This window comes from Rhizobium sp. BK456, assembly GCF_014194045.1.
Lineage (GTDB): Bacteria > Pseudomonadota > Alphaproteobacteria > Rhizobiales > Rhizobiaceae > Rhizobium > Rhizobium redzepovicii.
This window is the reverse complement of the sequence record NZ_JACIAO010000007.1, coordinates 251,146-277,312: the sequence shown is the minus strand read 5'-3', so window position 1 is coordinate 277,312 and position 26,167 is coordinate 251,146. Positions and strand designations below refer to the sequence as shown.

28 protein-coding genes are annotated in these 26,167 nt (G+C 63.4%); 17 read left to right on the top strand and 11 right to left on the bottom strand.

The genetic code is table 11. The annotated features are described in order from the left end of the window. Window positions 1-182 precede the first annotated feature (182 nt). Window positions 183-629 (top strand): SRPBCC domain-containing protein, encoded by a 447-nt coding sequence (locus FHX03_RS21095; protein ID WP_097626035.1) that lies wholly within the window; start codon window positions 183-185, stop codon window positions 627-629. Between the two features lie 183 nt (window positions 630-812). Then, window positions 813-1,133 carry a GCG_CRPN prefix-to-repeats domain-containing protein gene (locus FHX03_RS21090; protein ID WP_097626075.1) on the top strand — a complete coding sequence of 107 codons (321 nt, stop codon included), beginning with the start codon at window positions 813-815 and terminating at the stop codon, window positions 1,131-1,133. 81 nt (window positions 1,134-1,214) lie between these two features. Here FHX03_RS21090 and FHX03_RS21085 read toward each other — a convergent pair whose 3' ends face one another. After that, window positions 1,215-1,439: a hypothetical protein gene (locus FHX03_RS21085; RefSeq protein ID WP_003593606.1), complete on the bottom strand. Its 225-nt coding sequence runs from the start codon at window positions 1,437-1,439 to the stop codon at window positions 1,215-1,217. A 193-nt stretch (window positions 1,440-1,632) separates the two neighbouring features. Between FHX03_RS21085 and FHX03_RS21080 the strand changes: the two genes are divergently transcribed. The 3 genes from FHX03_RS21080 (at window position 1,633) to FHX03_RS21070 (ending at window position 4,721) form a co-directional block, all read left to right on the top strand. Further along, window positions 1,633-2,745: an adenylate/guanylate cyclase domain-containing protein gene (locus FHX03_RS21080; RefSeq protein ID WP_097626034.1), complete on the top strand. Its 1,113-nt coding sequence runs from the start codon at window positions 1,633-1,635 to the stop codon at window positions 2,743-2,745. A 72-nt stretch (window positions 2,746-2,817) separates the two neighbouring features. Next, window positions 2,818-3,468 (top strand): ArsR/SmtB family transcription factor, encoded by a 651-nt coding sequence (locus tag FHX03_RS21075; protein ID WP_097626033.1) that lies wholly within the window; start codon window positions 2,818-2,820, stop codon window positions 3,466-3,468. After that, window positions 3,465-4,721: an MFS transporter gene (locus tag FHX03_RS21070; RefSeq protein WP_183855293.1), complete on the top strand. Its 1,257-nt coding sequence runs from the start codon at window positions 3,465-3,467 to the stop codon at window positions 4,719-4,721. Before FHX03_RS21075 ends, FHX03_RS21070 begins: the two co-directional genes overlap by 4 nt. Here the strand turns inward: FHX03_RS21070 and FHX03_RS21065 are convergent. Both FHX03_RS21065 and FHX03_RS21060 read right to left on the bottom strand, forming a co-directional pair. After that, window positions 4,710-5,633 (bottom strand): LysR family transcriptional regulator, encoded by a 924-nt coding sequence (locus tag FHX03_RS21065; RefSeq protein WP_183855291.1) that lies wholly within the window; start codon window positions 5,631-5,633, stop codon window positions 4,710-4,712. The genes FHX03_RS21070 and FHX03_RS21065 overlap by 12 nt on opposite strands. 129 nt (window positions 5,634-5,762) lie before the next feature. Beyond that, window positions 5,763-6,686, bottom strand: a complete 924-nt coding sequence (locus FHX03_RS21060) for a phytanoyl-CoA dioxygenase family protein (protein ID WP_183855289.1) — start codon at window positions 6,684-6,686, stop codon at window positions 5,763-5,765. Window positions 6,687-6,783: 97 nt separating this feature from the next. Here FHX03_RS21060 and FHX03_RS21055 point away from each other — a divergent pair, with 97 nt between their 5' ends. Further along, complete coding sequence (locus FHX03_RS21055; RefSeq protein WP_097626029.1) at window positions 6,784-7,608, top strand: helix-turn-helix transcriptional regulator; 825 nt, start codon at window positions 6,784-6,786, stop codon at window positions 7,606-7,608. Between the two features lie 22 nt (window positions 7,609-7,630). On the opposite strand, the gene FHX03_RS21050 is transcribed toward FHX03_RS21055, so the two are convergent. Beyond that, a complete protein-coding gene (locus FHX03_RS21050) occupies window positions 7,631-8,653 on the bottom strand; it encodes an LLM class flavin-dependent oxidoreductase (protein WP_183855287.1) in 1,023 nt (340 codons plus the stop codon). 200 nt (window positions 8,654-8,853) lie between these two features. On the opposite strand from FHX03_RS21050, the gene FHX03_RS21045 reads away from it, so the two are divergent. Continuing rightward, entirely contained in the window at window positions 8,854-9,495 is a 642-nt protein-coding gene (locus FHX03_RS21045; RefSeq protein ID WP_097626027.1) for a metallophosphoesterase family protein, read from the top strand. Between the two features lie 147 nt (window positions 9,496-9,642). On the opposite strand, the gene FHX03_RS21040 is transcribed toward FHX03_RS21045, so the two are convergent. Next, window positions 9,643-10,005, bottom strand: a complete 363-nt coding sequence (locus FHX03_RS21040; RefSeq protein WP_097626026.1) for a hypothetical protein — start codon at window positions 10,003-10,005, stop codon at window positions 9,643-9,645. Window positions 10,006-10,010: 5 nt separating this feature from the next. After that, window positions 10,011-10,808, bottom strand: a complete 798-nt coding sequence (locus FHX03_RS21035; protein WP_097626025.1) for a DUF899 domain-containing protein — start codon at window positions 10,806-10,808, stop codon at window positions 10,011-10,013. Between the two features lie 118 nt (window positions 10,809-10,926). Here FHX03_RS21035 and FHX03_RS21030 point away from each other — a divergent pair, with 118 nt between their 5' ends. The 3 genes from FHX03_RS21030 to FHX03_RS21020 all read left to right on the top strand — a co-directional run bounded on the left by FHX03_RS21030 (window position 10,927) and on the right by FHX03_RS21020 (window position 13,932). Continuing rightward, window positions 10,927-12,147, top strand: coding sequence for a helix-turn-helix domain-containing protein (locus FHX03_RS21030; RefSeq protein ID WP_097626024.1), 1,221 nt, complete (start codon window positions 10,927-10,929; stop codon window positions 12,145-12,147). 28 nt (window positions 12,148-12,175) lie between these two features. Beyond that, window positions 12,176-12,814, top strand: coding sequence for a PQQ-binding-like beta-propeller repeat protein (locus FHX03_RS21025; RefSeq protein WP_097626023.1), 639 nt, complete (start codon window positions 12,176-12,178; stop codon window positions 12,812-12,814). Window positions 12,815-13,017: 203 nt separating this feature from the next. Continuing rightward, entirely contained in the window at window positions 13,018-13,932 is a 915-nt protein-coding gene (locus FHX03_RS21020; protein WP_183855285.1) for a phosphotriesterase, read from the top strand. Window positions 13,933-14,194: 262 nt separating this feature from the next. Here FHX03_RS21020 and FHX03_RS21015 read toward each other — a convergent pair whose 3' ends face one another. Then, window positions 14,195-14,728 (bottom strand): GNAT family N-acetyltransferase, encoded by a 534-nt coding sequence (locus FHX03_RS21015; protein WP_097626021.1) that lies wholly within the window; start codon window positions 14,726-14,728, stop codon window positions 14,195-14,197. Between the two features lie 81 nt (window positions 14,729-14,809). Between FHX03_RS21015 and FHX03_RS21010 the strand changes: the two genes are divergently transcribed. Together FHX03_RS21010 and FHX03_RS21005 are read left to right on the top strand one after the other, a co-directional pair. After that, window positions 14,810-16,552, top strand: a complete 1,743-nt coding sequence (locus FHX03_RS21010; RefSeq protein ID WP_183855283.1) for a sensor histidine kinase — start codon at window positions 14,810-14,812, stop codon at window positions 16,550-16,552. 10 nt (window positions 16,553-16,562) lie between these two features. Next, on the top strand, window positions 16,563-16,964 hold the full coding sequence (locus FHX03_RS21005) for a response regulator (protein ID WP_003593640.1): 402 nt from the start codon (window positions 16,563-16,565) through the stop codon (window positions 16,962-16,964). Window positions 16,965-17,173: 209 nt separating this feature from the next. Here FHX03_RS21005 and FHX03_RS21000 read toward each other — a convergent pair whose 3' ends face one another. Beyond that, on the bottom strand, window positions 17,174-18,598 hold the full coding sequence (locus FHX03_RS21000; protein WP_183855281.1) for a PLP-dependent aminotransferase family protein: 1,425 nt from the start codon (window positions 18,596-18,598) through the stop codon (window positions 17,174-17,176). Between the two features lie 91 nt (window positions 18,599-18,689). Here FHX03_RS21000 and FHX03_RS20995 point away from each other — a divergent pair, with 91 nt between their 5' ends. Beyond that, window positions 18,690-19,553, top strand: coding sequence for a DMT family transporter (locus FHX03_RS20995; protein WP_183855279.1), 864 nt, complete (start codon window positions 18,690-18,692; stop codon window positions 19,551-19,553). Between the two features lie 53 nt (window positions 19,554-19,606). Here the strand turns inward: FHX03_RS20995 and FHX03_RS20990 are convergent, their stop codons facing one another. Next, window positions 19,607-19,942, bottom strand: coding sequence for an antibiotic biosynthesis monooxygenase family protein (locus FHX03_RS20990; protein WP_183855277.1), 336 nt, complete (start codon window positions 19,940-19,942; stop codon window positions 19,607-19,609). A gap of 299 nt (window positions 19,943-20,241) precedes the next feature. On the opposite strand from FHX03_RS20990, the gene FHX03_RS20985 reads away from it, so the two are divergent. Continuing rightward, the gene (locus tag FHX03_RS20985) at window positions 20,242-20,691 is read left to right on the top strand and encodes a DUF4168 domain-containing protein (protein ID WP_003593648.1); all 450 of its coding nucleotides are present in this window, start codon (window positions 20,242-20,244) and stop codon (window positions 20,689-20,691) included. A gap of 77 nt (window positions 20,692-20,768) precedes the next feature. Here the strand turns inward: FHX03_RS20985 and FHX03_RS20980 are convergent, their stop codons facing one another. Then, window positions 20,769-21,155, bottom strand: a complete 387-nt coding sequence (locus tag FHX03_RS20980) for a cupin domain-containing protein (RefSeq protein ID WP_183855275.1) — start codon at window positions 21,153-21,155, stop codon at window positions 20,769-20,771. A gap of 217 nt (window positions 21,156-21,372) precedes the next feature. Then, window positions 21,373-22,587 carry an ROK family protein gene (locus tag FHX03_RS20975; protein ID WP_097626016.1) on the bottom strand — a complete coding sequence of 405 codons (1,215 nt, stop codon included), beginning with the start codon at window positions 22,585-22,587 and terminating at the stop codon, window positions 21,373-21,375. A 194-nt stretch (window positions 22,588-22,781) separates the two neighbouring features. On the opposite strand from FHX03_RS20975, the gene FHX03_RS20970 reads away from it, so the two are divergent. The 3 genes from FHX03_RS20970 (at window position 22,782) to FHX03_RS20960 (ending at window position 26,134) form a co-directional block, all read left to right on the top strand. Next, window positions 22,782-24,056, top strand: a complete 1,275-nt coding sequence (locus FHX03_RS20970) for an ABC transporter substrate-binding protein (protein ID WP_183855273.1) — start codon at window positions 22,782-22,784, stop codon at window positions 24,054-24,056. 342 nt (window positions 24,057-24,398) lie between these two features. After that, on the top strand, window positions 24,399-25,283 hold the full coding sequence (locus FHX03_RS20965; RefSeq protein ID WP_097626014.1) for a carbohydrate ABC transporter permease: 885 nt from the start codon (window positions 24,399-24,401) through the stop codon (window positions 25,281-25,283). Beyond that, window positions 25,283-26,134 (top strand): carbohydrate ABC transporter permease, encoded by an 852-nt coding sequence (locus FHX03_RS20960; protein WP_183855271.1) that lies wholly within the window; start codon window positions 25,283-25,285, stop codon window positions 26,132-26,134. The genes FHX03_RS20965 and FHX03_RS20960 overlap by 1 nt, the downstream gene beginning before the upstream one ends. Window positions 26,135-26,167: the final 33 nt, after the last annotated feature.

The window sequence follows — 26,167 nt, the reverse complement described above, 5'->3', positions numbered from 1 at the left end:
TCTGCAATGTGCAAGGAGCAGCGGCTTACCTGTGTCCGCAATATGAGGATGACGCCCCGAGCGCCCTTGCTGAACGTACACGTTTGCCTACATGATTCCGATGAGGACACCCAATCTACACAGCATGACCCGCTGATCCCGCCGGAGGCGAGGGCAGGCCATGACAACCATGGGAGAGAGACATGCAAGATCCCCTCGTCGTTCACCGCGAGGCGCATATCGCGGCGCCGCCGGCCGCGGTGTTTGCGCTGATGACCGACCCTGAAAAGATTCTGCGCTGGATGGGAACCGAGGCTCAGGTCGAGCCGCAGCCGGGCGGGCTCTACCTCGTCAACGTCACCGGCGCTCGTTTTGCGCGCGGCTCGTTTCGCGAGGTGGTGCCGGTTCATCGCCTTGCCTATAGCTTCGGCTGGGACGGCAGCGAGGTGGTTCCGCCGGGGTCGAGCCTGGTCGAGATCGACCTGATCGAGCAAGGAGACGGAACGCTGCTGCGACTCACCCATAGCGGCCTGCCGAGCGCCGATCAATGCGCCGGCCATGCAGAAGGCTGGGCGCACTACCTTGGACGGCTGACCGAGGTCGCCGCCGGGCGCGATCCCGGTCCTGACAGTTTTCACGGCAGAACATGAACGATTTTTTACGGGCAGCGGGCGCCCGCAAGCGCTTGACGCCGCGGGAAAAGCGGTGCGGCGATACCCTGATCGGGCGTCCGAAAACGCTGGTTTTTATCGTCTAAACATGAACGTGCAGTTCATCTCCAGTTCAATTTGGCGGCCATAAGATCAGGGCGGCTGGATGAAATGGAGTTTTCGATGAAGGCACTTTCTATCGCGGCTGCCTTGCTCGCTGGCAGCCTCTCGATCGGCACGGCTGAGGCAATGCCGATGGGGACAATCAATGTCCAGAGCAAAGCCACAAGCGATGTCACGAAGGTCGACTATGCGTGCGGCCGCGGCTGGCATCTGACCCGCTGGGGTGAATGCCGGCCGAATTGGCGACGCCCGCCGCCGGTGGCATTTTACGGTGGCCCGCCGCGTTGGGGCTGGGAGCGACGTCACCGCGATTGGGACGGCCCGCGCTGGAGCCATGAGCGGCGCTGGGATCGCGACCGTCGCTGGCGGGATGATGACTAAAAGCCTTGGTTAGGCAAGTTGACGAGGGCCGGTGCGATGTTTCGCCCGGCCTTTTCCTATGAAATTTCCGCAGGCCCTGTGTCAGATCCTGCTGACGAGCCAGTGCTTGTCGTCGATCAGTTCGGCGAGCTCGATCGGATCCTTGACGCCGAATTCGAACCATTCGACGAGTTCCTTTGCCTTGCGGCTGCTTTCCTCCGCCGTCAGCTCGACCTGATACCTTTCGCACCACCGCCGAAGGATCGACGTCAGCAGCGTCATGTCATTCCCATCCAGCGGATCTTTCGGCCAGAATATCGTGCCCATCGTACCCCTCAATCACACGATGACGAACGGCGCATAATGAAATCAAAACGGCGCAAGTTTAAAGCGTTATTTTTCGCTTTTCCCCGTGATGGAAGGTTCGCGACAGGAATTGTCTGCGCAGGAAGGGCTCAAGGTGTCGATAGGCTCCTGAAGGCATCCTTGCGGACGTCCCGGGGCGGTGTCATGTTGCAGCATGGATCTGCCGTCTCCCCTTGCCTGGCTGGTTGACGAGGCCGGTGCCTCGCCCGGTCCCGAACGGTTTCTGGCCGAGCTCGGGCGCCGGCTTTTGGCTGAGGGCCTGCCGCTTTCGGGCGGCGCGCTGACGCTATCGGTGCCGCATCCGATCATCGCGCGGCGCACCTGGCTGTGGCGGGCCGAGACCGAGGCGGTCATCGAGGCATTGGCCTTTGCCGCCACTCCGCAGAGCGAAGCCGGGCGCGAGTGGCTGGCCGGGCTGGGGCCGGTGTGGGAGACCAGGATCGGGCCAGCACAGGATAATCAGGCATCGGACGGCCCGCTGCTCGGCTGGGCGGGGGTTGCCAGCGGGGCAGGGAACAGCGCATTCGGCCCGGCCGCGATCAGCCTGCTGCGCGAGGTCGCGCGTTTTGCCGCTGCGCCGCTTGCCGCACTTGCTGCGCGGGAGGCGCGGGCCGCGCTCCTCGAAGCCTATCTCGGCCGGCGCAGTGCGGCCCGAGTGCAGGCCGGCGCGCTAGCCCGCGGCACCGGCGAGACCATCCGAGCCGCTCTTCTTTGCGCCGATCTGCGCGATTTCACCGCGCTCTCCGAGGTGACCGATCCTCACCAGATGATCACCGCGCTGGACGCCTATTTCGACCGCGTCGCAGGCGCAGTGCACGCCTTCGGCGGCGAGGTGCTGAAATTCATCGGTGACGGCGTGCTGGCGATCTTTCCGGTGACGGCGGCTTCTGGCGGAGCGATCGAAGGAGACCGGGAGGCCTGCGAGGCCGCATTGCGGGCGGTCGCCGCCAGCCGCGCCGGCATGGTTCATCTCGACCAGGTGCGCCAGGCGCAGGGGCTGGCACCGTTGCCGTTCGGCGCGGCGCTGCATTTCGGCGAGATTCTGTGGGGCAATATCGGCGCGGCCGACCGGCTGGACTTTACCGCCATCGGCCCTGCGGTCAACCTGGTCAGCCGGCTGGAAGGGCTCTGCAAGCCGCTCGGCCGAACTGTGCTGATCTCAGGCGCGGTGGCGGCCAACACGGGGACGCCCTTGATGCCGCTCGGAGAGCATACCCTGCGCGGCATCGCCGATCCTTGCGCGGTCTTCACCCTGCGGGAGGATTGAGCCTGCGGGCAGACGCATCGCTTTTGCAAAGAAATATTTGCAAAGATATGTTTGCAAATATATGCTTGAAGCATGAAACATCCGCACCCGAAACCTGCCGCAGATACCGCCGCCTCCCGCATCGTCAGCCGCGTCGTGCCCGAACCGACCGCGCTGAAGGCGCTGGCTCATCCCGTCCGGCTGCGCATGCTCGGCATGCTGAGGATCGATGGACCTGCCACGGCGACGCAGCTTGCCGCGCGGCTCGGCCTGAACAGCGGCGCGACGAGCTATCATCTGCGCCAGCTTGCCCAATATGGCTTCATCGAGGAGGCGCCGCATGCCTCACGGCGAGACCGTTGGTGGCGCGCCAGCCATGAGCTGACCTCGGTGCCGCCGAGCGAAGCCGAGGGGGAGGCGCTCGATCTCGACCTCGCTTTCAACCAGGCGGCGCTCTCGCTGCAGGTCGGCCAGATGCAGCAGGCGCTCGAGGAATATGCCGAACTGCCGGCCGAATGGCGCAAGGCGACGACTGCCGACGACATCATTATTCCGATGACGGCGCCACAGGCCGAGGCTCTGACGAAACGGCTGACCGACATCATCCTGGAAGCGATGCGGGCGGCTCCGCCGCTGGGCGAGGCGGCGTCCCGGAATTCCGACATGGTTCCTTTCTATGTCATGCTGCACGCCTTCCCCTATCCGGGCCGCCTTCCGCATCGCGAAGGGGAGGACGAGGCGTGAGGAAGGCTGGGCCTTTCCTGGCGCTCGCTGCTGCCGAGACATGTTCGCTTTCCGGCACGCGGCTGTCGACCATCGCCATTCCCTGGCTGGTGTTGAGCACGACGGGCAGCCCTGTCCTGACCGGCGTGACGGCGATGATGGAGATGCTGCCCTATGTCGTCGCCAAGGCGCTCGGCGGGCCGCTGATCGACCGCGTCGGCGCCAAGCGCATCGCCATCGTCTGCGATAGCGTTTCGGTGGCCGTGGTGGCGTTGGTGCCGTTGTTCGATTTTTTCGGCCTGCTCGGCATGCCGGTGCTGCTGCCTGCCGTTTTTGCCATGGGCGTGCTGCGTGGGCCTTCCGACGCCGCCAAGCAGGCGATGGTTCCCGATATCGCCAGGCTCGCGAATGTGCCGCTCGAACGGGTGACTGGCGTCGCCAGCGCCATTGAGCGGCTGGCCTCGACGGCGGGTGCGGCCGGAGCCGGGGCGCTGATCGGCCTGATCGGCCCGGGTCAGGCGCTCCTCGTCAATGCCGCCACCTTCGCCGCGGCCGCGCTGATCGTTGCCATCGGCATCCCCGATATGCGGCGCACGCCAGAGCTATCCGGCGCCCGACCGGCCGAGAGACCTTCTTATCTCGACGATCTCCGCGAAGGCTGGCGCTTTTTGCGCGGCGATGCTGTGCTCGTCAGCATCGTCGTTATGGTGGCGATCACCAACCTGCTGGATCAGGCCTATCATGCGGTGCTGCTGCCTGTCTGGACACGTGATTCCGGCCATGGTCCGGAACTGCTGGGAGCAATGTTTGCGGCATTCGCCGGCGCATCGATCGCAGGTGCGGCGATCGCCGCAGCAATCGGCGAACGGATGCCGCGCCTGATCGTCTATACCGTGGCATTCCTGTTGACCGGCTTTCCGCGTTTTCTCGTTACTGCGCTGGATGCGCCGCTCGGTCTTGTCTTTACGACCCTGGCCATCGGGGGATTCGCCTCGGGCTTTCTCAACCCGATCCTGTCGGCGGTGATCTTCGAGCGCATCCCCAAGCCGCTGACCGGCCGCGTCATCGCATTGAATACCGCCCTCTGCTTCGCCCTCATTCCCTTCGGCGGCCTTGTCGGCGGTACGCTGATCAGCACGATCGGTCTTGCCGCGGCGCTGCTGCTCACCGGGTTTGCCTATCTCGTCGCCACTCTCTTTCCCCTTGCCTTGAAAAGTTTCCGCGGTTTCGACAGGGCGGTTGCCGATGTTGGTGCTTCCGTATCAAGGCGATGAGCGCGCGCCCGATCTCTCGTGTCCCAGTGCCTCGACCATCAGATCGACGAAACGGTGGATGCGCGGTTCCAGCAGGCGCTTGTCGGGATAGAGCGTGACGATCTTGGCGTCATCGGCTTCCAGGTCGGGCAGGACCTGCCGAAGACGCCCGGCGGCGAGATCGCCGCCGATGAGAAAATCGGGCAGGAGCGCGATACCCAATCCCGCCAGGGCAGCGTCGCGGATCGCCTCGCCGTTGTCGAGCCTGAGGCGGCTGCGCCCCTGCGCCTTGATCCAGGCACCGCCCTTGCCACGAAAACGCCAGCCTTGCCTTTGATTGCGGTTGGCGAAAATCAGGCAGTCGTGGGCTGCGAGATCGTCGATTTCGCGTGGCTCGCCGTTCGCGGCGAGATAGGAAGGCGAGGCGCAGAGGCGTGTCTTGTAGGTGGCGATCACGCGCGAGACCAGCCGGGTATCCGACGCCGCGGCGCCGATACGGATCGCCAGATCGAAGCCGTCCTCGATGATGTCGGAGAGGTGATCGGTAAAGCTCACCTCGACCTGGATGTCGGGCCAGGCCCGAAGATATTTTTCCAGCAGCGGCATCACGACGAGCCGGCCGAAGGCATCGGGTACAGTCAGTCTGAGAAGGCCGCGCGGCATGCCGCTCTGGCCTCCCAGACTCGCTTCCGCCTCATCGACCGCCGCAAGGATCTGCAGGCCGCGCTCGTAAAAGACCCGCCCTTCATCGGTCAGGCTCAGCGTTCTCGTCGTGCGGTTGAGCAGACGTGCGCCGAGCCGGTCTTCGAGGCGGATGACGGCCTTTCCGGCCGCCGAGCGGGACAGGCCCATGGCCTGGCCGCCGGCGATAAAACTTCCGGCATCGACGACGGCCATGAAGATCAGGATATCGTTCAGGTTCGTGCGCGGCATCAGGCAACTCGAGCGGTTCGGTCCCAGCCATAAGTCGGTCAGTCATGCAACCGATTCAAGGCTTGGACCATCAACGCTCACGGCGGCAGTAAGGTCCCGACGCTTCGCTGCCGGGGCGCTGAAGCCGGGCTACAGCATATCGCCGAGGCTCCAATGGTTGTTCCATCGGGCGTCGATCTCGTCGTCGACATTCTGATATCTGATGTCGGTGGAAAGGCGCAGCCGCCGGCTGCTGTTCTGGTTGGTGGTTGAGGCGTGGATCATGTAGGGCGAGTGCAGCACAACGTCGCCGGCCTCATAATCGGCGGCGAGCCAGCGGGTGTCGAAGCGCTCCGCCATATCGGGAAGATCTTTCGAGACCCAGCCGCCTTCCGTCATGTGGCTGTTATAGGCGCTGATCCGCTCTTCCGGAGAAAGATCGCCGCTTGCGGCCTGGAACTTCGCCTCCATCTTGACTCCAAGCGCGTGCGAACCTTCGAGGTAGACGAGGCCGCCCATCTCGGCAGGGATGTCGCCGATCGGGATCCATACCGTCACCAGGCGACTGGTGCCGCCGCGGAGATAAACGAGATCGTAGTGAGCGGGTGTGGCCGTCGGCGTTCCCGGCTGGGTGAAACGCATGATCTTGCGCTTGTGCAGATAGGAGATGCCCTGCAGAAATTCGTCCATGAAGCGGGTAAGCGGCGGCTGCGCGCAAAAACCTTCATAGGCGGCGGAGCGGACAAGCGACATCAGGCGCCGGTCCGCCAGGCTCCAGTCGACGCTGGCGGCCGACGCAATCCCTTGCGAAAAATCGCTGCCGGGCTCGACCAATCCTGTCACCGCGAGGCGCTCGAACGCCCAGCCACGGAAATCGATGACATCGGCCCGCGGCAGGAGGCCCTTCAGCCAAACATAGCCGTCGTTCTGGTAGCGGCGGCGGATGGCGTCGACGCCGATGGCGGGATCGGTCGGCGTGAGCCAGCCGATCCGCTCCGCAGTCAAGGTTTTGCCGTGGGCGGTCAGGGGAAATTCCGGTGTTCGGGCCTGCACGGCTTCGGCGGCAATCGACATTTCAGCCTTCCCCAGCTTGAATTGAGTTGCGCTTAATTATCTGATCTGCAGGAATAACCGACATAGAGGAAACTGGTAGCTGGACTTTTCGCTCATCATGAAACAGGCCGAGGCCATTTACAGAACGCCGCTTGGCGCGGCCGGCGGACTGGCGGTCACCGGAAGCGGCAGGCAGCATGCCCGCCATGCGGTGACCGACCGGAAACTTCCGAGTTTCGCCGTCGTGCTGGTGGAGCGCGGGCAGGGCTGGCTGGAGACCGCCGCCAGCGGCCGCTTCAGCCTGACCGGGCCTGCCCTGTTCTGGCTGTTTCCCAACCGCGCGCATTCCTACGCTCCCGACGAAGGCGGCTGGGACGAGCGCTGGGCGCTTTTCGAAGGATCCTTCACGCGGGACTTCGTCAGGCTGAGGATCATTGGCGAACGGCATCCCGTCGTGACCTTGCATCGCCTCGATGAAGTGGCGCGGCTCTTCGGGATGCTCCATGCCGATCTGCTCGACGATACCCATCTGGGACAGGCGTCGGCGGCACTGATGCTGCATCGCATCGTCATATCAGCCGCCAGACAGGCAATTGGAGCGGCGGATCGGCGCCAGGAGAGGCCCGCCATGGCCGTGATCGTGGAAACGCTACGGCGGCGGGCGATGCAACCGCTCGACCTTGCCGCCTTTGCCGCCGAGCACGGTATGTCTCCGGCAACATTGCGCCGGCGGTTCACGCTGGAAACAGGACTGCCGCCCAAGGCATTTCAGCTTCGGGCGCGCATGGACCATGCCAAACAGCTGTTGGCCACCACCGACGAAAAAATCGAAGCGGTTGCCGCCATGATCGGTCTGGATGACCCCTTTTATTTTTCACGGGTCTTCCACGAGCGCGAGGGCTGCAGTCCCCGCGAATTCCGCGCCAGATACAGGCGAATGTGAGCGCCCGGTGCTTTGGCGAGCGTCAGCGCCAGCCAAGCGCCGGAGCGACGTGGGTCAGAATTGCCTCGATGACATGGGCGTTGTAAGCGACGCCGAGCTGGTTGGGGACGGTGAGCAGCAGCGTGTCGGCCTCAGCGATCGCCTGGTCTTCGGCAAGCTGTTTGATCAGAATGTCGGGCTCGGCGGCATAGCTGCGGCCGAAGATCGCCCGGGTCTTCTCGTCAATGAAACCGATCTTGTCGTCCTCGTCGCTGCCATAGCCGAAATAGGCGCGGTCGCGGTCGTCGACGAGCGCGAAGATGCTGCGGCTGACCGAGACGCGCGGCTGGCGGGTGTGGCCGGCGGCCTTCCAGGCCTCACGGTAAGCACGAATCTGGTCGGCCTGCTGGACATGGAACGGCTCTCCCGTCTCGTCGTCCTTCAGCGTCGAGCTCTGCAGGTTCATGCCGAGCTTGGCCGCCCAGACGGCGGTGGCATTGGAGCTTGCGCCCCACCAAATCCGCTCGCGCAAGCCCTCGGAATGCGGCTCGAGACGCAGAAGGCCGGGCGGGTTCGGAAACATCGGCCGCGGGTTGGGTTTGGCAAAGCCTTCGCCGCGCAGCACCTCAAGAAACACTTCGGCGTGGCGGCGGGCCATCTCGGCCGCGTCCTGACCTTCCGATGGGGCATAGCCGAAATGGCGCCAGCCATCGATCACCTGCTCGGGCGAACCGCGGCTGATGCCGAGCTGCAGCCGGCCGCCGGCGATGAGGTCGGCGGCACCCGCATCCTCGGCCATGTAGAGCGGGTTCTCGTAACGCATGTCGATGACGGCGGTGCCGATCTCGATCCGGCTGGTTCTCGCGCCGACGGCCGATAGTAGCGGGAAGGGCGCGGCGAGCTGGCGGGCGAAATGATGCACGCGAAAATACGCCCCGTCAGCACCGAGTTCTTCGGCCGCGACGGCAAGGTCGATCGACTGCAGCAGGGCATCGCCCGCCGAGCGCGTCTGCGATTGCGGCGAGGGCGTCCAGTGCCCGAACGAAAGGAACCCGATCTTCTTCATGTTAATGCCGCACCTTGCGCTGTTGCGTTGTCAGGTCATGACACAATTCCGGCCTGGAAGACAATCGGAGATGGCGCCGGGGTTTGCGTTTGTTATGATGCGACGGACGGCGGAGGGGGCGTGAGCCTCCGCGCCATGCCCTTGCGCGCCTTTTCGTCCTTGATCGCCGGCCGTCACATCGCAGCCGAGAGGCTTGGAACATGCGCTACACGTTTGCCATAGGCGATATTCACGGCTGCATCGATCCGCTCGACAGCATGATCGATCGCATCGAGACATACGCGTCCAAGGGCACAGTCGTTTTCCTTGGCGACTATATCGATCGCGGGCCAGACAGCAAAAGCGTCCTCGACCGGCTCATTGCCGGTCCGGCCGGCCCGTGGCGCTGGATCTGCCTGAAAGGCAATCATGAAGACATGATGGTCGCTGCATATGCCGATAGCGACGACAGACCCGTATGGATCAGCAATGGCGGACTTGAAACCGAAATGTCCTATGATGGCAGGGTTCCGCCTCAGCATTTGCAATGGGCTGGTGATCGTCCGCTTATGCATGTTGATCGATATCGCATCTTTGTCCATGCCGGCGTTGTTCCGGAATTTCCGCTGGAACGGCAGACCAAGCTCGATCTTCTCTGGCTACGGTTCCCGCCCGGTGAGTCCAGCGACTATTGGGGCAAACATCTGGTCCACGGCCATACTCCCTCACTGTCTAACCCGGTGACGACAGGAAACCGCACCAATATCGATAGCGGCTGCGTCTTCGGCGGCAAGCTTTCCTGTGCTGTGTTCGACGACGAGGTTGCCGGCGGGCCGATCGACTTTATCGAGGTGAGGGCATGAAGCTGGTCGCGTCGGTTGGGGTGTAAAGTCAGAGACGGCGGAGTGGAGCAGCGGGAACGCACCCCCATCTCCGTCATTCCTGTGACATCCCTCGGTTAAAGCCCGAGGGCAGGATGACGGAAGAGAGGTGTCGCGACGTTGGCACCATCACCTTCGGCCCATGCCTCGCCAGCCGGCGGCCAGGCGCAGCCAGGGCGCCACGTGGAAGCCGCTCATCAGCAGGTACATCGGGACCATTCCGCCGATCGGGAAAGCATTCGGCGTCGCGGTGCAGATCGTGTCGGCGCTGCCGGTGGTGGCCGTCAGCAGCGCCATGAGCGCGAATGTCGGGGCGGCGGCGAGGGATAGCCGGTCGGCGGCATGGGCGGCGATGCTGCCGGCCGGGTTGGTCATCCTCCCGCTCGGCTTACCGGTTGATACTTCGTCGGCGGCTGCCAGCGACAGCCATTCGGCGTCGTTGAGAGGCGCGTTGCCATCGCCTCTCTTTGCGGTGTGGGCGGAACGCAGCATCGCCGTTACTCCTTGCTGTAGCGGTCGTGATGGCGCCACCAGATGCCGGTTTCGTTACGGCCCTTGGGCGCGCGGTCGAGCCATTGATACATGCCCCACAGTCCGTCCAACCCGCGGGCATAGCTGGAATAGCTATGATAGACCCTACCGTCGACGAGTTCGAAGGCGCTGACTCCAGGCCGGTCGCGGGTGTAGGTCATGACATCGGTGCCGGTCATGGCGGCGATTTGGGCGACCGGGCCTTCTCCCTCCGGCTGCTGCCATTGCTGCACGGTTTGGCCGGCGAGCGGTTCGGGGGCGGGCGGCTCGAGCCGGTAATTGTATTCTATATCGCCCCGGCGCTGATCTTCGGCACTGAACCAGACGCTAAAATCGCCGTTGAAATCGCTGCCGAAGGACGAGGCCCAGGGGAAGCTCCAACCCATGCGCTGCTTGAATGCCTGAAGCTTTGTGAGCGGCGCGCGCGACACCGCCCAGAAGGCGACATCGTGGTTCTCGAGATGGACGAAGACGCCGTTGAAACCGTCAGCGATCGAGGAGCAGGACGGGCATCCGGCGGTATAATCGGGGCCGAACATGAAGTGATAGACGAGAAGCTGTGAACGGCCGCCGAAGAGCTCTTTCAGCGAGATGTTGCCGCTTTCGGTGTCGAAGCGGTATTCCTTATCGATCCCAACACGCGGCAATTGCTGGCGCTTGACCGCCAGCGCGTCGCTCCGCCGGGTCAATTCCTTCTCCTCCTCGAGTAGATCGAGCCTTGCTGCCAGCCATTGCTGGCGCGTTGCGTTGAGTTGTGCCGTCATGGGGTCTTCTCCTTTGCCTGTCTATCGTCGTAGCATCCGGCGCGGGTTGCCTGCCGGTCCCAAGCAGATTACGGCCGGGCAGCGAAATGGCGGGAGTGACAAGTGTGACGGGATTTGAATGGACTCGTTGATCACAGCGGCCGCAAGGGCGCTGGCATCGGGCGATGCGCTTGGCGCGCTGAAGCGGGTGGCGCTGCGCGACGACGCGCCGGCGCTGGCGCTGCGCGGCATTGCAATGGCCCAGCTTGGTGATCTCGTCCGCGCCAAGGCGCTGTTGAAGAGTGCGGCGCGCGCCTTCGGACCGCGGGAGGCGGTGGCGCGGGCGCGATGCGTGGTCGCCGAAGCCGAGATCGCGCTGGTCTCACGCGATCTCATCTGGCCGCCGAAGGTGTTGGAATCGGCGCGCAGGGTGCTGGAAGCGCATGACGACAGGGTCAATGCCGCCCATGCGGGCAATGTGGCCATTCGCAGGCTGGTGCTGATCGGCCGCCTCGATGAGGCCGAGCGCGCGCTCGCAGCACTCGATCCGGCGCCGCTGCCGCCGGCGCTGCGGACTGCCCACGAACTGGTGGCGGCGGGCATCGCCGTTCGGCGCCTGCAGACGCAGGCAGCGCGCGCCGCTCTCGACCGGGCAAGGCTTTCGGCGCGGGCTGCCGCGATCCCCGCTTTGACGGCGGAGGTCGAAACCGCCGCGCTGGTGCTCGACACCCCGGCGGCGCGGCTGATCTCGCACGGTCAAGAACGTCCGCTGTTGCTCGCCGAGGTAGAAGCGCTGCTTTCCTCCGGCACGCTCGTCGTCGATGCCTGCCGCCATGTGGTGTGGACCGCGGGAGCCGCCGTCCCGCTCGCGACGCGGCCGGTGCTGTTTGCACTTGCCCGCACGCTCGCCGAAGCCTGGCCGGGGGATGTGGCAAGGGGTACGCTGATTGCCCGCGCCTTCCGTGGCAAACATGCCGATGAATCGCATCGCGCCCGGCTGCGGGTCGAGATCGGCCGGCTGCGCGCTGAACTGCGGGGACTGGCGGAGGTTGCGGCGACAAAGCGCGGCTTTGCGCTTTCGCCGCGCGGCGCCCCGGAGATTGCCGTGCTGGCGCCAATCGTCGAAGGGGCGCATGGAGCGGTGCTCGCTTTTCTGGCCGACGGGGAGGCGTGGTCGAGTTCGGCGCTGGCGATTGCGCTTGCGGCGAGCCCCCGCACGGTGCAGCGGGCGCTGGATTCTCTCGCCGGCGAAGGCAAGGTGCAATCGCTGGGGCGCGGGCGGGCACGGCGCTGGATGAGCCCGCCGCTGCCTGGTTTCCCGACGATCTTGTTACTCCCCGGGCCGCTGCCGAGCGATTAGGATGATCGGAGTAACAGGGAAGGAAGAGATGAAAAAATCAGCTGCGAATATCCTGCGTGAATATGGGCCTTTTCCCGGCGCTGAGCGCGTCAACGGCGTCACGTTCGACGGCCAGCACGTCTGGTTTGCCTCGGGCGACAGACTGAACGCGCTCGATCCCGCAAGCGGCGAGGTGGTGCGCTCCATCGAGGTCGCGTCGCATGCGGGGACGGCTTTCGACGGAGAGTTTCTCTACCAGATCGCCGAGGACGTCATTCACAAGATCGACCCGAAGACCGGCCATATCCTTTCCACCATCCCGGCACCCGGCAATGGCGGCGATTCCGGCCTCGCTTGGGCCGAGGGCACGCTCTGGGTCGGCCAGCATCGCGGCCGCAGGATCCATCAGATCGATCCGGAAACCGGCAAAATCCTCCGCACCATCGAATCCAACCGCGTCGTCACCGGCGTGACCTGGGTCGACGGCCAGCTCTGGCACGGCACCTGGGAGGGCGACGACAGCGACGTCAGGCGCATCAATCCGGAAACCGGAGAGGTGCTCGAGCGGCTGGACATGCCCGAAGGCGCCGGCGTCTCCGGCCTCGAATCCGACGGCGGCGACTGCTTCTTCTGTGGAGGCGGCGGCAGCGGCAAGATCCGCGCCATCAGCCGGCCGAAAGGGAAATAGATGCGGCCGATGCGGCATAACTCTCCCCAAGCGATAGTTAGCGCGCCTAGAAATCGGCTCCAAAATCGTCGGCATCCAGGTCTAGTTGTCAGAATTTCGATCGGGTGAGCGATTGATTTCCTGACCTGACGATCTAGTTTGGCGGCAGTGTCGAGGCTTCGGTATCGGCCTGGACGCAAAGCTGGCGTGACCGGGGGAAGACTTTGAAATTTCTGCGCACGACGCTCGGGCCCAAGAGCAAATCCGAACTTGGGATGATCCTGCCGCACGAGCACGTCTTCGTCGACCTCAGGACACCCGACCAGCCCGGTTATGCCGACGCAGAAACCGAAGACGTTGTTGGGCTGATGGCGCCTGAAATCGAGCGCATCAAGAAGCTCGGGGTGACGGCACTGGTCGAATGCTCAACGGGCGGCGTTGGACGCCGTGCGGATATCGATCTTGCCGTGTCAATTGCGACGGATTTTCCGATCGTCGTTCCCACCGGCAATTACCGTGAACCCTGGATTCCCGAATGGGTCCGCCATGCGTCCGAGCAGGAGCTGGAGGCGTGGATGCTGCGCGAGCTGACGGAGCAGATCGACGAGATCGGGTTCCAGGCCGGCTGGATCAAGCTCAGCGCCGGTGATGACGGCATGACGGCGCTCGAGACGAAAATCCTGCGGGCAGCGGCGCGCGCCGCTGCCCAGACGGACGCCGTCATCGGCAGTCATACGATCAGGGGACGGGTCGTCATGGATCAGCTCGATGTCATCGAGGCGGAAGGCTATCGGGCCGATAGGTTCATCTCGATTCACACGCAGGAAGAAAAAGACTTCGCCTATAATCTTGCCGTTGCCGAGCGAGGTGCGTGGATCGAGTATGACCATGTCGGCCGGGCCGGGGACGACGAAGTGGCCGAGCTGGTGATCAGGGCGCTGGAGGCTGGTTGCGGCGACCGCCTGTTGTTGAGCCATGACCGGGGCTGGTACGATCCGGCGCTGCCGATGGGCGGGACACCCAAGCCCTACACCCATCTTTCCACGGTCCTGCTGCCCGAGCTAAGACGGCGAGGCGTGGACGACGGGACGCTGATGCGCCTGACCCACGATAATCCGTTCGAGGCTTTCGCCCGATAGGAGCAGGCCGGGCGAAAGAACCCTGACGGCGAGCTGGGCGTCCTAAACAGTGCCCACGGCTTGTTCGAAATCCCTTTAGCCGATTTGCGCACATCTATAAAGCCCGATCGTTAGAACGACGAAAGTGTTCGTGCCTGCCGCCAGGTTCGCGATTCACTCGACCAGAAGCCTTTTCGCTGGCCCCTAAGGATGGGTTTCTGAGCGCTGCGCCGATCCAATCGATTGCCGCGCTATTGTCCAAAAACGCTGACGATACTCCGATTTATGCCGGCCCATCCTCATCGAACAAGAGCGCCATGCCGATCGCATCGATGAACCGGCCGTCGATACGCGCGGCGCGCCGGATTATGCCCTCGCGCACGAACCCCATTTTTTCATAGAGGGCGATCGCCCGGCGATTGTCCTGGTAAACATCGAGTTCGACCCGGAGAAAGCCGGCCTCCTGGGCGGCTCTCAACGTGGTCTCGATGAGCTTTCGTCCGAGACCCTGGCTGCGATAGGCGGGAAGAATCCCCATTCCGAGCTTGCCGCGATGGGCGTGCGACGGGAAGAAATGCCGGTCGATGTCGCACCAGCCGACGACCTCGTCTTGCGCGATAGCCACGAACTGCGGATTGCCTTTTGCAATCATGCCCATCACGAAGGCGCGCGTTTCCGAAAGCGGCGTCGCCTCAAGCATTGACAGGTATTTTTTCTCCCGCGCGACGACGTCGAGCGCGCGATGAAAGCTGTCGATGTGCGCGGCAGCAATCGGTTCGATCCTGATGTCTGACGTTTCCGACGCGGCGGCGTCCATGCGCTTCTCCTTCGAATGTCGCGAATGCCTTCGGAGACAGTCGGGGTGCAGGGGAGCGCATAATTCACGGTACGTCAACCTTTGCGTGTCAATTTCTCGGCAGCGGGCGCCGTCAAAAGGTTGCAGATATTGAAGGTCAGGCTAACATCCCACATTACATTCGTCTTGGTGACACTCACCAGTGCGGCGGCTGTGTTGCTGTGCGGATTTGCGTGGCTCGCCGCCATAAAGGTCGATGATCTCTCGCTGCGCCGGCAGGCCGACTTTGTCCGGCAGGGACTGGAGGAGCAGATCGCGGCGCTTCCCCGGGAACAGGAAAGCGTTGCCAAATGGGATGACGCCTTCCTTTATGCCAAGCAGCGGAACCATGAATGGCTGCTCGACAATATCGGCCGGTGGACCAGCCAGTATTTCGGGCATGACCGGACCTATATCTTCGACGATACCAATCGCCTGATGTTTGCATTCCGCGACGGCGCGGATGCCATGCCGCCGCGGTTTGGCAGCGACGACGGCCGAGAAATGACCGCGCTTGCCGGAGAGATGCGCGCGGTTCTCGTCGAGCAGGCGGCAAAGCCCGGCGCCAAACCGCTTGGTCAGCTGGCGACGGTTCGCACGATCATGATCGGCAATCGGCCGGCGATCGCAAGCGCGCGGCCCATTCTGCCGAGCTCGGCCAGAATGCAGATCGAGGCGGGCCAGGAGTTCATCGCCGTCTCGGTCAAGTTCATCGATGGAAAAGCCGCTGAAAGCATCGCCCATTATGCGCGCCTCGAAGGCTTGCATTTCGCGCCGAAAAGCAATGACGAACGGGCCCAGGTGCCGGTCTTGTCCCATGACGGCGGCACGATCGGTTATCTCGTCTGGCCACCGATCCTGCCCGGATTCATGCTCTTTCAACAGATCGCGCCGGCTGGGCTTGGCTGCCTGGCGCTGCTGATCGCTGTCGTCTTCTGGCTCGGACGCGGTCTGCATCGGACCTCGCTGACCCTGCTGGACAGCCAGGCTGAGCTCACCCACCACCGCAACCATCTGGAAGAAATGGTGGCCGATCGAACGGCCGAGATCGAACGGCAGAGGGAGGAGCTGGACCGGCTGCTGGTGCACGAACGCCAGGTGAATGCGCTCCAGCGCCAGTTCGTCGCCATGGCGTCGCACGAGTTTCGCACGCCGCTCGCAATCATCGACGCCGCGGCTCAGCGGCTCTGCCGCTCGACCACCAATGTCAGCGGCGATTACGTCCACGAAAAAGCCGGCGTGATCCGCAGCGCGGTGGTGCGCATGGTCGATCTGATGGAGAGTATCCTCGCCAGTGGCCGGCTCGAAACCGGACAGATTACATTGAAGCGGAGCGAGGGCGATCTGAAAGCCTTGCTCGTCACCTGCTGCGACAGACAGCGCCACCTCAGCCGCTCGCATCTGTTCCATCTCGATCTCGAGCCGATACCCGAGGGTTTGACGTTCGACCGCAGCGCGATGGAGCAGGTCTTCACCAACCTGATTTCGAACGCCGTCAAATATTCGCCCAATGCACCTGATATCTATGTTCGCGCCCGGGTTGATGAAAAGACGCTGGAGATCGCCGTTGCCGACAGCGGCATCGGCATGGATGCGGATGATCTGCCGAAGCTGTTTCAGCCCTATTACCGCGCCCGCAGCGCGACGGGCATTGCCGGAACCGGCATCGGGCTCAACGTTGTCAAGCAGGTCGTCGAACTGCATGGCGGCACCGTCGAGGTGACGAGCAAGCTCGGCAAGGGCACAACATTTATCATTCGTCTGCCAATAGGGTCTCTATTGTCGGATCAACACGTCGCAGCTTAGGGAAAAGCTTATGGTTACAGTCCTGTGCATAGAAGATGAAGTCGAGATCCGGAACCTCCTCGTCGAGGAGTTGACCGAAGCCGGCTACAGGACGCTCGAGGCCTCAAACGGCGCCGAAGGGCTCGAAATGATCCTGTCGAAATGGCCCGACATCGTCATCAGCGATATTTCCATGCCGGTCATGGACGGGCACCAGCTTCTCGCCGAAATTCAGATCAACCACCCCGAGCTCTCCAACATCCCCTTCATCCTGCTGACAGCGCTGACCGACCGCGAAAACACGCTTGCGGGCCTTCGCGCCGGGGCGGCGGACTACCTGACGAAGCCGCTCGACTTCGACTTGCTGCTCGCCAAGCTCGAAGGCTGCGTGACGCGGCTGGAGAACGACAAGGCGGTCAATCGGTCGTTTTGAGGTATGGTTTGGGCGACGATGAAGGGCGTGCCGCGCGGCCCTGGACCGGCATCGACTAGCGCCTAACCTCTCCTCCGTCACTCCTGTGCTTGTCACAGGAATCCAAGCCACGGCGCGTCTGCGCCGTGTGACAAGCGCAGGAATGACGGAGGAGAGGTTGGTGCAAGGTGACCGCGGATGCCGCAAGCCGTTGCCCGCAGCGTCTCGGCTCAATCCCGGCCTGACGTCCCCTGCCTCCCCAACACCTCCCCCAGCACCTCGAACACGCGCGCATTGAGCATCTGCGACACATTGAACCGCATGAAATTCGTCGCCGATTGCGACAGGCTGAAGGCGTTGCCGGGGGCCAGCACGATCTTCTTTTCCAAGGCGGCGCGTGCCACATCAGCCGCATCGATGCCGTCGGGCAGGCGGCACCAAAGGAACATGCCGGCCTGGGGCTCCAGCCACGGTGTTATCCCCAAAGCCTTCAGCTTGGCAGAGACCTCGCTCATCGCTTGGGAGAGCCGTTGTCTCAGCATTTCCGTATGTTTGCGATAGCTGCCGTCGCTCAAGACGTTCAGCACCAGTTCGGCCGTCAGCCGGCCGCCGCCGAAGGAGGTGGCGATCTTGAGATCGGTCAGGCCGTCGATCCATTCCGGTTTGGCGGCGACGAAGCCGCAGCGGGCCGAGGCCGACAAAGTCTTCGAAAAGCTGCCGATGTGAATGACCCGATCGAGCCCGTCGAAGGCGGCAAGGCGAGGCGCCGGCGAATATTCGAAATCAGTGAAGATATCGTCCTCGATGATGGTGAGGTCGAACTGGTCGGCGAGTTTCAGAAGCCGGTGGGCCGTCACCGGGGAAAGCGTTGCGCCCGTCGGATTATGGATGGCGGAGTTGGTGATGTAGAGCCGCGGCCGGTGTTCGGCGACGACGTGGGCAAACAGATCGATATCGGGACCGGACGGCGTGTAGGGCACACCAACGATCTTTGCCCGATGGGCGCGCAGCAGCGCATGAAAATTGAAATAGCAGGGGTCGTCGACCAGCACTGTGTCGCCGGGTTCCAGCAGGAAGCGGCAGAGCAGATCGATTGCCTGCGTGCCGGAATCGGCGAGCATGATCTGGTCGGGGGAGGCTTCGATGCCGCGTTCGCCCATACGCCGCGAAATCATCTGGCGCAGCGGCGGCAGGCCGAGTGGCGAGCCGTACTCGGCAAGCGCCGGCCCGTCGGCGCGGGCAAGGGTCCTCAGCCCGCGGCGCATGCCTTCCGCCGGCAGCCAGGCGGGCGGCAGCCAGCCGCAGCCGGGCTTCAGGTCGGTTTCATCTGCCTCCAGCGATTGCCGGGATATCCAGAACGGATCGACGGCGCGGTCGAGCTTCGGCCCGGTCTCGGCGAGCGCAAAGGGGGCTGCCTGGTTGGCGACGTAGAATCCCGAGCCCGGCCGCGCCAGGATCGCCCCTTCGGCGACGAGACGCTCATAGGCATCCACCACAGTCGAAGTTGACAGCTTCAATGTCGCGGCCAGACCTCGGACGGAAGGCAATCTTGCGCCGGGCGTCAGGCTGCGGCCGGCAATGCGCTGCCTGATCGTTGAGACGACCATCTCCACCCGTGTGCGTCCTTCGTTCATCCGTACTGCTTTCTGAACCATAACAGTTTCGCGAAATCGTATCAGACCGTCACTGTCCTGACCATCCATCTTGGCCGATAAGGGGACCAGCAAAGAAGGAGTGCGACGCATCATGGACCGCATGGCATCGGGATGGATCAATGGTTTCATCGGAGTGGTGATCTTCAGCGGATCGCTGCCGGCGACCCGCGTGGCGGTGATGCAGTTCGATCCGGTCTTCCTCACCGTTGCGCGCGCGGCGATCGCCGGCATTCTCGCCCTCGGCCTGCTGATCGCTTTCCGGGAGAAGCGGCCAAGCGGGCGCGACATTCTCTCTCTTGCCGTCGTCGCGCTCGGTGTCGTGGTCGGTTTCCCCCTGCTGACGGCGCTGGCGCTGCAGCACGTCACATCAGCCCATTCCATCGTCTTCATCGGCCTGCTGCCGCTCGCGACGGCAATCTTTGGCGTGATCCGCGGCGGCGAGCGGCCGAAGCCGGCCTTCTGGCTGTTCTCCGTTCTCGGCAGTGCGCTGGTGGCGGGCTTCGCATTGATGCAGGGCCTGACGGCATCACCGATCGGTGACCTTTTGATGCTGGCGGCAATCCTCGTCTGCGGCCTCGGTTATGCCGAAGGCGGCCGGCTTTCGCGCACCCTCGGCGGCTGGCAGGTGATTTCCTGGGCGCTGGTTCTGTCGCTGCCGGTGATGGCCGCCGTGGCGTTCCTCTACCGGCCGGTGAGTTTCGCGGCGATAGAAACGCCGGCGCTGATCGGCCTTGCCTATGTCTCGCTGTTCTCCATGCTGATCGGCTTCATCTTCTGGTATCGCGGCCTGTCGCAGGGCGGCATCGCCGCCGTCGGCCAGTTGCAGCTGCTGCAGCCGTTCTTCGGCCTGACGCTCGCCGCCACGCTGCTGCACGAGTCTGTGACGTGGAGCATGCTGGCTGTGACGGTTGCCGTTATTCTATGCGTCGCCGGCGCAAAGAGGTTTGCTCGGTAGGAAAGGATCCATTGACGGACGGGTCCGTCGCCGCGCTTTTTCACCAAGCCTCCTCACGCCTCTTCAATGTTGAAGCCATAGGCTCGCTCGACGAGCCCAACGCGAATCTCATAGCGGCTGTACCAATCTGAGCGTCCACGATTTTGCGCCTCGATATGGTCGACGACTGATTTCCAGGCTCGAATGCTGTCCTCGTCCTTCCAATAGGAGATGAGTATGCCAAAACCGTCTGCGCCGCGGGCGCTTTCGAAGCCGAGATATCCGGGTTGCAGTTTTGCAAGTTCCGTCATCGCATACCCCATCTCGCCATAACCATCGTCGACTTTGGTTCGCTGAGAGGAAAAACTGACCATGTAATAGGGCGGCTCAGGTAAAGCGGCGATGGGCATTTGGGCTCCTCCGTTTGGCGTAGTGCAGGACCATACGATTGCCGCAGAGCCTGCACAACTCCGCCTCTTACTGCGGCGAGAATGCCACCTTCAGGCGATGCGTACGCCATCGGCATCGGCGCGGCGGGGCCAGTCGGCGTCACAAAGCCGCCGTTCAATCGTCAGCAAATGGCCCCGTTACCGCCGCACCGTGCCCTCTTAGGGGCTCCATGTTCGCGACCTCGTCGGCCATTCAGCGGCTGGCGATCGACCGAGGCGGCTTGCTGCCAATCAAATCATGCACGTGAAAAGGAACGAATATGATCACTCGTTACACATCCCTGGCAATGATGACCGCGGCTGTCTTCAGCCTGCTTGCTTTCAGCCCGGCATCCGCTGCGGAGATGGCCCAGGCGCAAGCCCAGCCGCCGGCACAGGGCCAGGCGCCGATGCAGGGCCAGAGCGGCGGTACGGCGGCGCCCGCGGCCGTCAGCGATCAGAAGCTCGAGGCCTTTGCCGTTGCCTATCTGCAGGTCGACAAAGTCAGGCAGGAATATTCGGCCAAGATCGGCGCGACGAAGGACGAGGCCGGCAAGCAAAAGCTGCAGGCAGAAGCCAAGAAACAGATGGTCGATACCGTCGAAGCCTCCAAAGATATCTCCGTCGAGGAATATTCCTCGATCCTGACGGCCGCCCAGAGCGATCCGGCGCTGGCCAAGAAGGTTCTGGAAAAGATCGGCACCCCGCCGCCGGCGCAGCCGCAGCAATAGCCTCACTCAAACGCAGGGGCGGGCCAAGAGTCCGGGCGGCGAGCGCTTCCGGCGCCCGCCGCATTCCTGACGCAGGCTCACTTGGCAGGCACGACCAGCGGCTCTCCCTTGTGCACGATATAGGTCGCCAGCTCCGACGCCTTGCCGCTGCCGACGTTCTTGGCCGAGTGCACCACGCCGGAGGGAATGAACAGGGACTGGCCGGCCTTGAGCGTCACTGGCTCCCGGCCTTCGAGCCGGTATTCCAGCGTGCCGTCGACAACGAAGGCGATCTCTTCGCCGGGGTGAGAATGATTGGGGGCGAGAACGCCGGGGGCGAAATCGACGCGTACCTGAACGGCCTCATGGCCGGGCACGTCGATATCGCTCCGGACGAGATCGGTGCGCTGCAGCGGCTGGTCCGCATGCGCTGTCGTGGCAGCGCCGAGAACAAGGGCGAGGGCCATAGCCTGGATCGTTTTCATCGTGTCATCCTTCCTGAATTGACATTTCCGGCTCATCGGCCGCAATCGCATTTCAGCCGATGATTGAACCTGAGATGTGTCGGGAATTCTGCCTTTTTGTAAGCGAGTGTATCTAGGCCGCGGTGGCTGCTCGGGTTGGATGTATCCTCTGTCGTGCCGTGCAAGCTCGCCTTGCACGGAATGAGTTATCCGGCAAATCCGGCCTATCTCGCGCGTCTCAAGCCGCCGACGTCGAGCCTCTGACATTCCCCAGAGTCGCAATATCCGTCACCCCGCCCGACGATTCGAAGTCGAAGATCTTCTGGGTGACCAGGGCGGCAGCACCCCGGGCCCAGGAATTGTCTTCCCAGTCGGGCAAAAGCGGCGGGGCGGTGCGGAAGGTTCGGGCGGCGAGGGCTTCGCGCAGTGGTGTCAGGAAGGGATCGCCGAGGGAGACGGCTTCGCCGCCGGCGACGATGACTTCGGGGTCGGTGATGTTGACGAGATTGGCAAGGGCGGTGCCGATGCCGCGGCCGGAATCGGCGACGAGGGCGAGGGCGGTGGCGTCGCCTGATAACAGTGCCTCGCAGAGTTGGGGCAAGCCCAGTTCCTCGCCGCGGCCGGTTGCTTCCCGCCAGCGGCGCAGCATCGACAGTTCCGAGTGATAGGCCATCAGACAGCCGCGTTTGCCGCATTCGCAGAGCCGGCCGCCTTCCTCGAAGAGCGTGTGGCCGAACTTGCCGGCGGCACCATTGGCGCCGCGATAGAGCTTGCCGTCAATGACGAGTGCGCAGCTGATGCCGACGCCGACGGCGAGCACCGCCATGTTGCGGTGCTGGCGGCCAAGCCCGAAGAGCTGCTGGGCGATGGCATAGGCGTTGGTGTCGTCCTCCAGCCAGACCGGCACGTGAACGCGGGCCGCGACCAGCGCGGCCAGCGGAACGTTGTTCCAGCCGAAGCGGTAGCTGCGCACGCAGGCCGTCTGCTCGTGGTTGATGACGCCGGGCATGGAAATGCCGATGCCGGCAAGCCTGGCGTCGGGCCGGCCGGCGAGCTTGACCAGTTCCGGGACGGTCGCCGCCAGCAGGTCGGCGACTTTATCGGGGTCATGGCCGGCAAGGCTGACCCGCATGGCGGCGACCGGGTTGGTGGCGAGGTCCGTCGCCACGCACTCGACCGAATCCACCATCAGCTTGAAGCCGACGGCAAGCGCGTGTTCGTAGTTGATATCGACCGGGATCGGCCGGCGGCCGGTGAGGCCGGGCACGGTCTTGCCTTCGAGGACGATGCCTTCCTCCAGCAGGTCGGTGACGACGAAGGTGACGGCGGCCGGGCTCAAGCCGATGACGGCGGCGATGTCGGCGCGGCTCCTCGGCCCTTCGCGCCGGAGAAGGTTGAGAATGAGGCGTCGGTTCATGGCTCTCGCCGTGGTCTGGTCGCCTTTTAACTTCACGATGCATTCCTTAATTTTGTAAATTAATTATTGCGGGCCGAAAAGATCTATGCATAAGTTCGCCCGCCGATCAACTCAGCCAAGCGGATTATCGCTGGAATTGCGGGTGGATCGCGGTGTTGAAGCCTGGTCGGACCGTTTCATGGAGGAGGCGGCGGTCGGGAGATGTCGATCGATCAACTGGGAGGAATTCAATGACATTTTTGAAGCAATTTCCGTCAACCACCCGCAGACACTTCCTGAAGGGCGCGGGCGTGGTGTCCGCCGCGGCTGTCACCGGCGGCTTCCCGATCCCGGCGATCGCCCAGGCGCAGGAGGTCACGATGATCTCCGCCGAAAACAATGGCGAAGCGCTCGGCGCGCTGAAGGCGATCGCCGCGGGCTTCAGCAAGGAAGCCGGCGTCAATGTCGTCATCAACAATATGGATCACGAGGCCCACAAGACGGCGATCCGCAACTATCTCGTCGCCGGCGCGCCGGATGTCTGCTCCTGGTTTTCCGGCAACCGCATGCGCGCCTTCGTCAAGCGCGGCCTGTTCGACGATATTTCCGATCTCTTCGAGAAGGAAAAGTACAAGGATGTGTTGGGGGCGACGGCCGGCGCCGTCACCGAAGACGGCAAGCAGTACGGCCTTCCCACCGGCGGCACGCTCTGGGGCATGTTCTACCGCAAGGACGTGTTCGAAGAGCATGGATTGACCGTGCCGAAAACGGCCGAGGACTTCATGGCCTATGGCGACAAGTGCAAGGCGGCCGGCATCACCCCAGTTGCGATCGGCACCAAGGAATTGTGGCCGGCGGCCGGCTGGTTCGACCAGATGAACCTGCGCATCAACGGTCTCGACAAGCACATGGCGCTGATGAATGGCGAAATGAGCTATCTTGATCCGTCGCTAACCGCTGTCTTCGACCAGTGGGAAGCGATGATTGCGAAGGGTTTCTTCACCCCGAACCATACCTCGTTCGGCTGGCAGGAGGCGGCAGCCCTTCTGGCGCAGAAGAAGGCGGGCATGATGAACCTCGGCGCCTTCCTGCGCTCGGCCTTCACCGCCGAGGATCTGCCGCAGCTCGGCTACGCGACCTTCCCGGTGCTCGACGCCAAGGTCGGCCATTTCGAGGAGTTCTCGGTCAATTCGATCCATATTCCCGCCAAGGCTAAGAATAAGCAGGGCGCCCGCGACTTCCTCGCCTATTTCTACAGACCGGAGAACCTGGCGGCCTATCTGGAGCCCGGCGGCAACGTGCCACCGCGCAACGACCTGCCTCAGAGCAAGGATCCGCTCGTCAATATCGCTGTGGAGACGATGAAGACGGTGCAGGGCACCTCGCAATATTACGACCGAGACAGCGACCCCGACATGGCCCAGGCCGGCCTCGTCGGCTTCCAGGAGTTCATGGCCAAGCCCGACCGGCGCAAGGCGATCCTCACGCGCCTCGAGGGCACGCGCAAGCGGATCTATAAGATCTGAGCTTGCAACCGGTTTGGTGACGGACTGCGCTCTTACTCAACGTCATTCCTCGGCCTCGTGCCGAGGATCTGCTGCCCTATCGATCGGTTGCAGGTGCTCGGGACAACCCGAGCCTGACGAAGGGGGAGTTGGCAGGCTTTGCCAGCAAACCGAGGGCGTCGCTCTACTCCCGGCGACGCCCGCCTCAACTCGACGTCATCCTCGGCCTTGTGCCGAGGATCTGCTGCGCACCGACCTGTGCAGATGCGCGGGACAAGCCCGAGCATGACGAAAGAGGGGTTGGCGGGCTTTGCCGGCGGCTCGAGCGGAAAGACCTCGCACCTTTAACATGAGGCTCCTGACATGCAGACATTATGGCGCCGCCAGCGTTGGTGGCTTACCCCGACTTTGCTCATCGCACCAGCGATCGTGCTGTTTTCGACCGTCATCCTGCTGTCGGCCGTCCGCAGCGTCTGGATCAGTTTGCACGACTGGGACGGCTTCGGCCCGATGGTGTGGATCGGCTTCGGCAATTACGTCGAGCTCTACAACGATCCGCAATTCTACGTGTCGCTGAAGAACAATCTGATCTGGCTCGTCATGTTCATGGCCGCCCCGCCGATCGGGCTTGCCATCGCGCTGCTGGTCAACCAGAAAATCCGCGGCATGCGCTTCCTGAAGTCGCTGTTCTTCATTCCGCTGGTGCTCGCCTCGGTGACCGTCGGCGTCGTCTTCACCTGGGTCTATACGCCGGAGTTCGGCCTTCTCGCGCTGATCTTCCGGGCCTTCGGGGCGGTCGCGCCGGCGGTTCTGTCCGACGAGCATTTCGTCACCTTCGCCATTGTCATCGCCGCTCTCTGGCCGCAGGTCACCTTCTGCATGGTGCTCTATCTCGCCGGTCTCAACAATTTGAGCGAAGAGCTGATCGGCGCCGGCCGCGTGGACGGGGCGAGGGGCTGGAACATGCTGCGCCACATCGTGCTGCCGCAGCTGACCCAGGTCACTTTCATCGCCATTGCCGTCACCGTCGTCGGCGCCCTGCGCTCCTTCGACATGGTGTCGGTGATGACCTCAGGCGGGCCGTTCGGCTCGTCCTCGGTGCTTGCCTACCAGATGTACGAGCAGTCGATCTTTTCCTACCGCTTCGGCTACGGCGCGGCGATCGCCTCCGTGCTCTTCGTGATCATGGCCGTCTTCATCGCCTGGTATCTCAGTCACATCATCCGCAGCGAAGAGAGGGGAGGCTGATGTATCCTCGTCCCATTCCGGAGGCCGCCGTCTGGCAGCGCCGCCTCTATGTGCTTGCCGTCGTCATCGTGCTGCTGCTCTGGCTCTGCCCGCTGTTTGCAATCATCCTCACCTCGTTCCGCTCGACCGAGGATGTCATGGGCGGCAATCTGTGGGGATGGCCGACCGGCATCGGTGTCATCGATAATTACACCGCCGTCTTCACCCAGACGCCGATGGCGCGCTACTTCATCAACAGCCTGATCATCACCATTCCCTCGGTGATCGGCGTGCTGGCGCTCTCGACGCTCGCCGGCTACGTGCTATCGCGCTACCGCTTTCCCGGCAATATGTTGATCTTCGCGCTGTTCGTCGGCGGCAATTTCCTGCCGCATCAGATCATGATGATCCCGGTGCGCGACCTGATGGTCCGCCTCGACCTGATCGACACCACGGCGGCGCTGATCATCTTCCATGTCGCCTTCCAGACCGGGTTCGCGACGCTGTTCATGCGCAATTTCATCGCCGCCCTGCCGGACGAACTCTTTCAGGCGGCCCGCGCCGAAGGGGCGTCGCCCTTCCAGACGCTCATCCATGTGGCGATCCCGCTGGTGCGGCCGGCACTGGCGGCGCTTGCCATCCTGATCTTCACCTTCATCTGGAACGACTATTTCTGGGCGGTGGTGCTGACCGTCAGCGACAGCGTCAAGCCGGTCACCGCAGGCCTTGCCAATCTGCGCGGCGAATGGGTCTCGGCCTGGAACCTGATTTCCGCGGGCACCATCGTCGTCGCCGTGCCGCCGGTGGTGATGTTCTTCCTAATGCAGCGCCACTTCATCGCCGGCCTGACCATGGGGGCGGTGAAGGGATGAGCGTGCGTTTTCCATTTCAACAAGAGAGGGCCA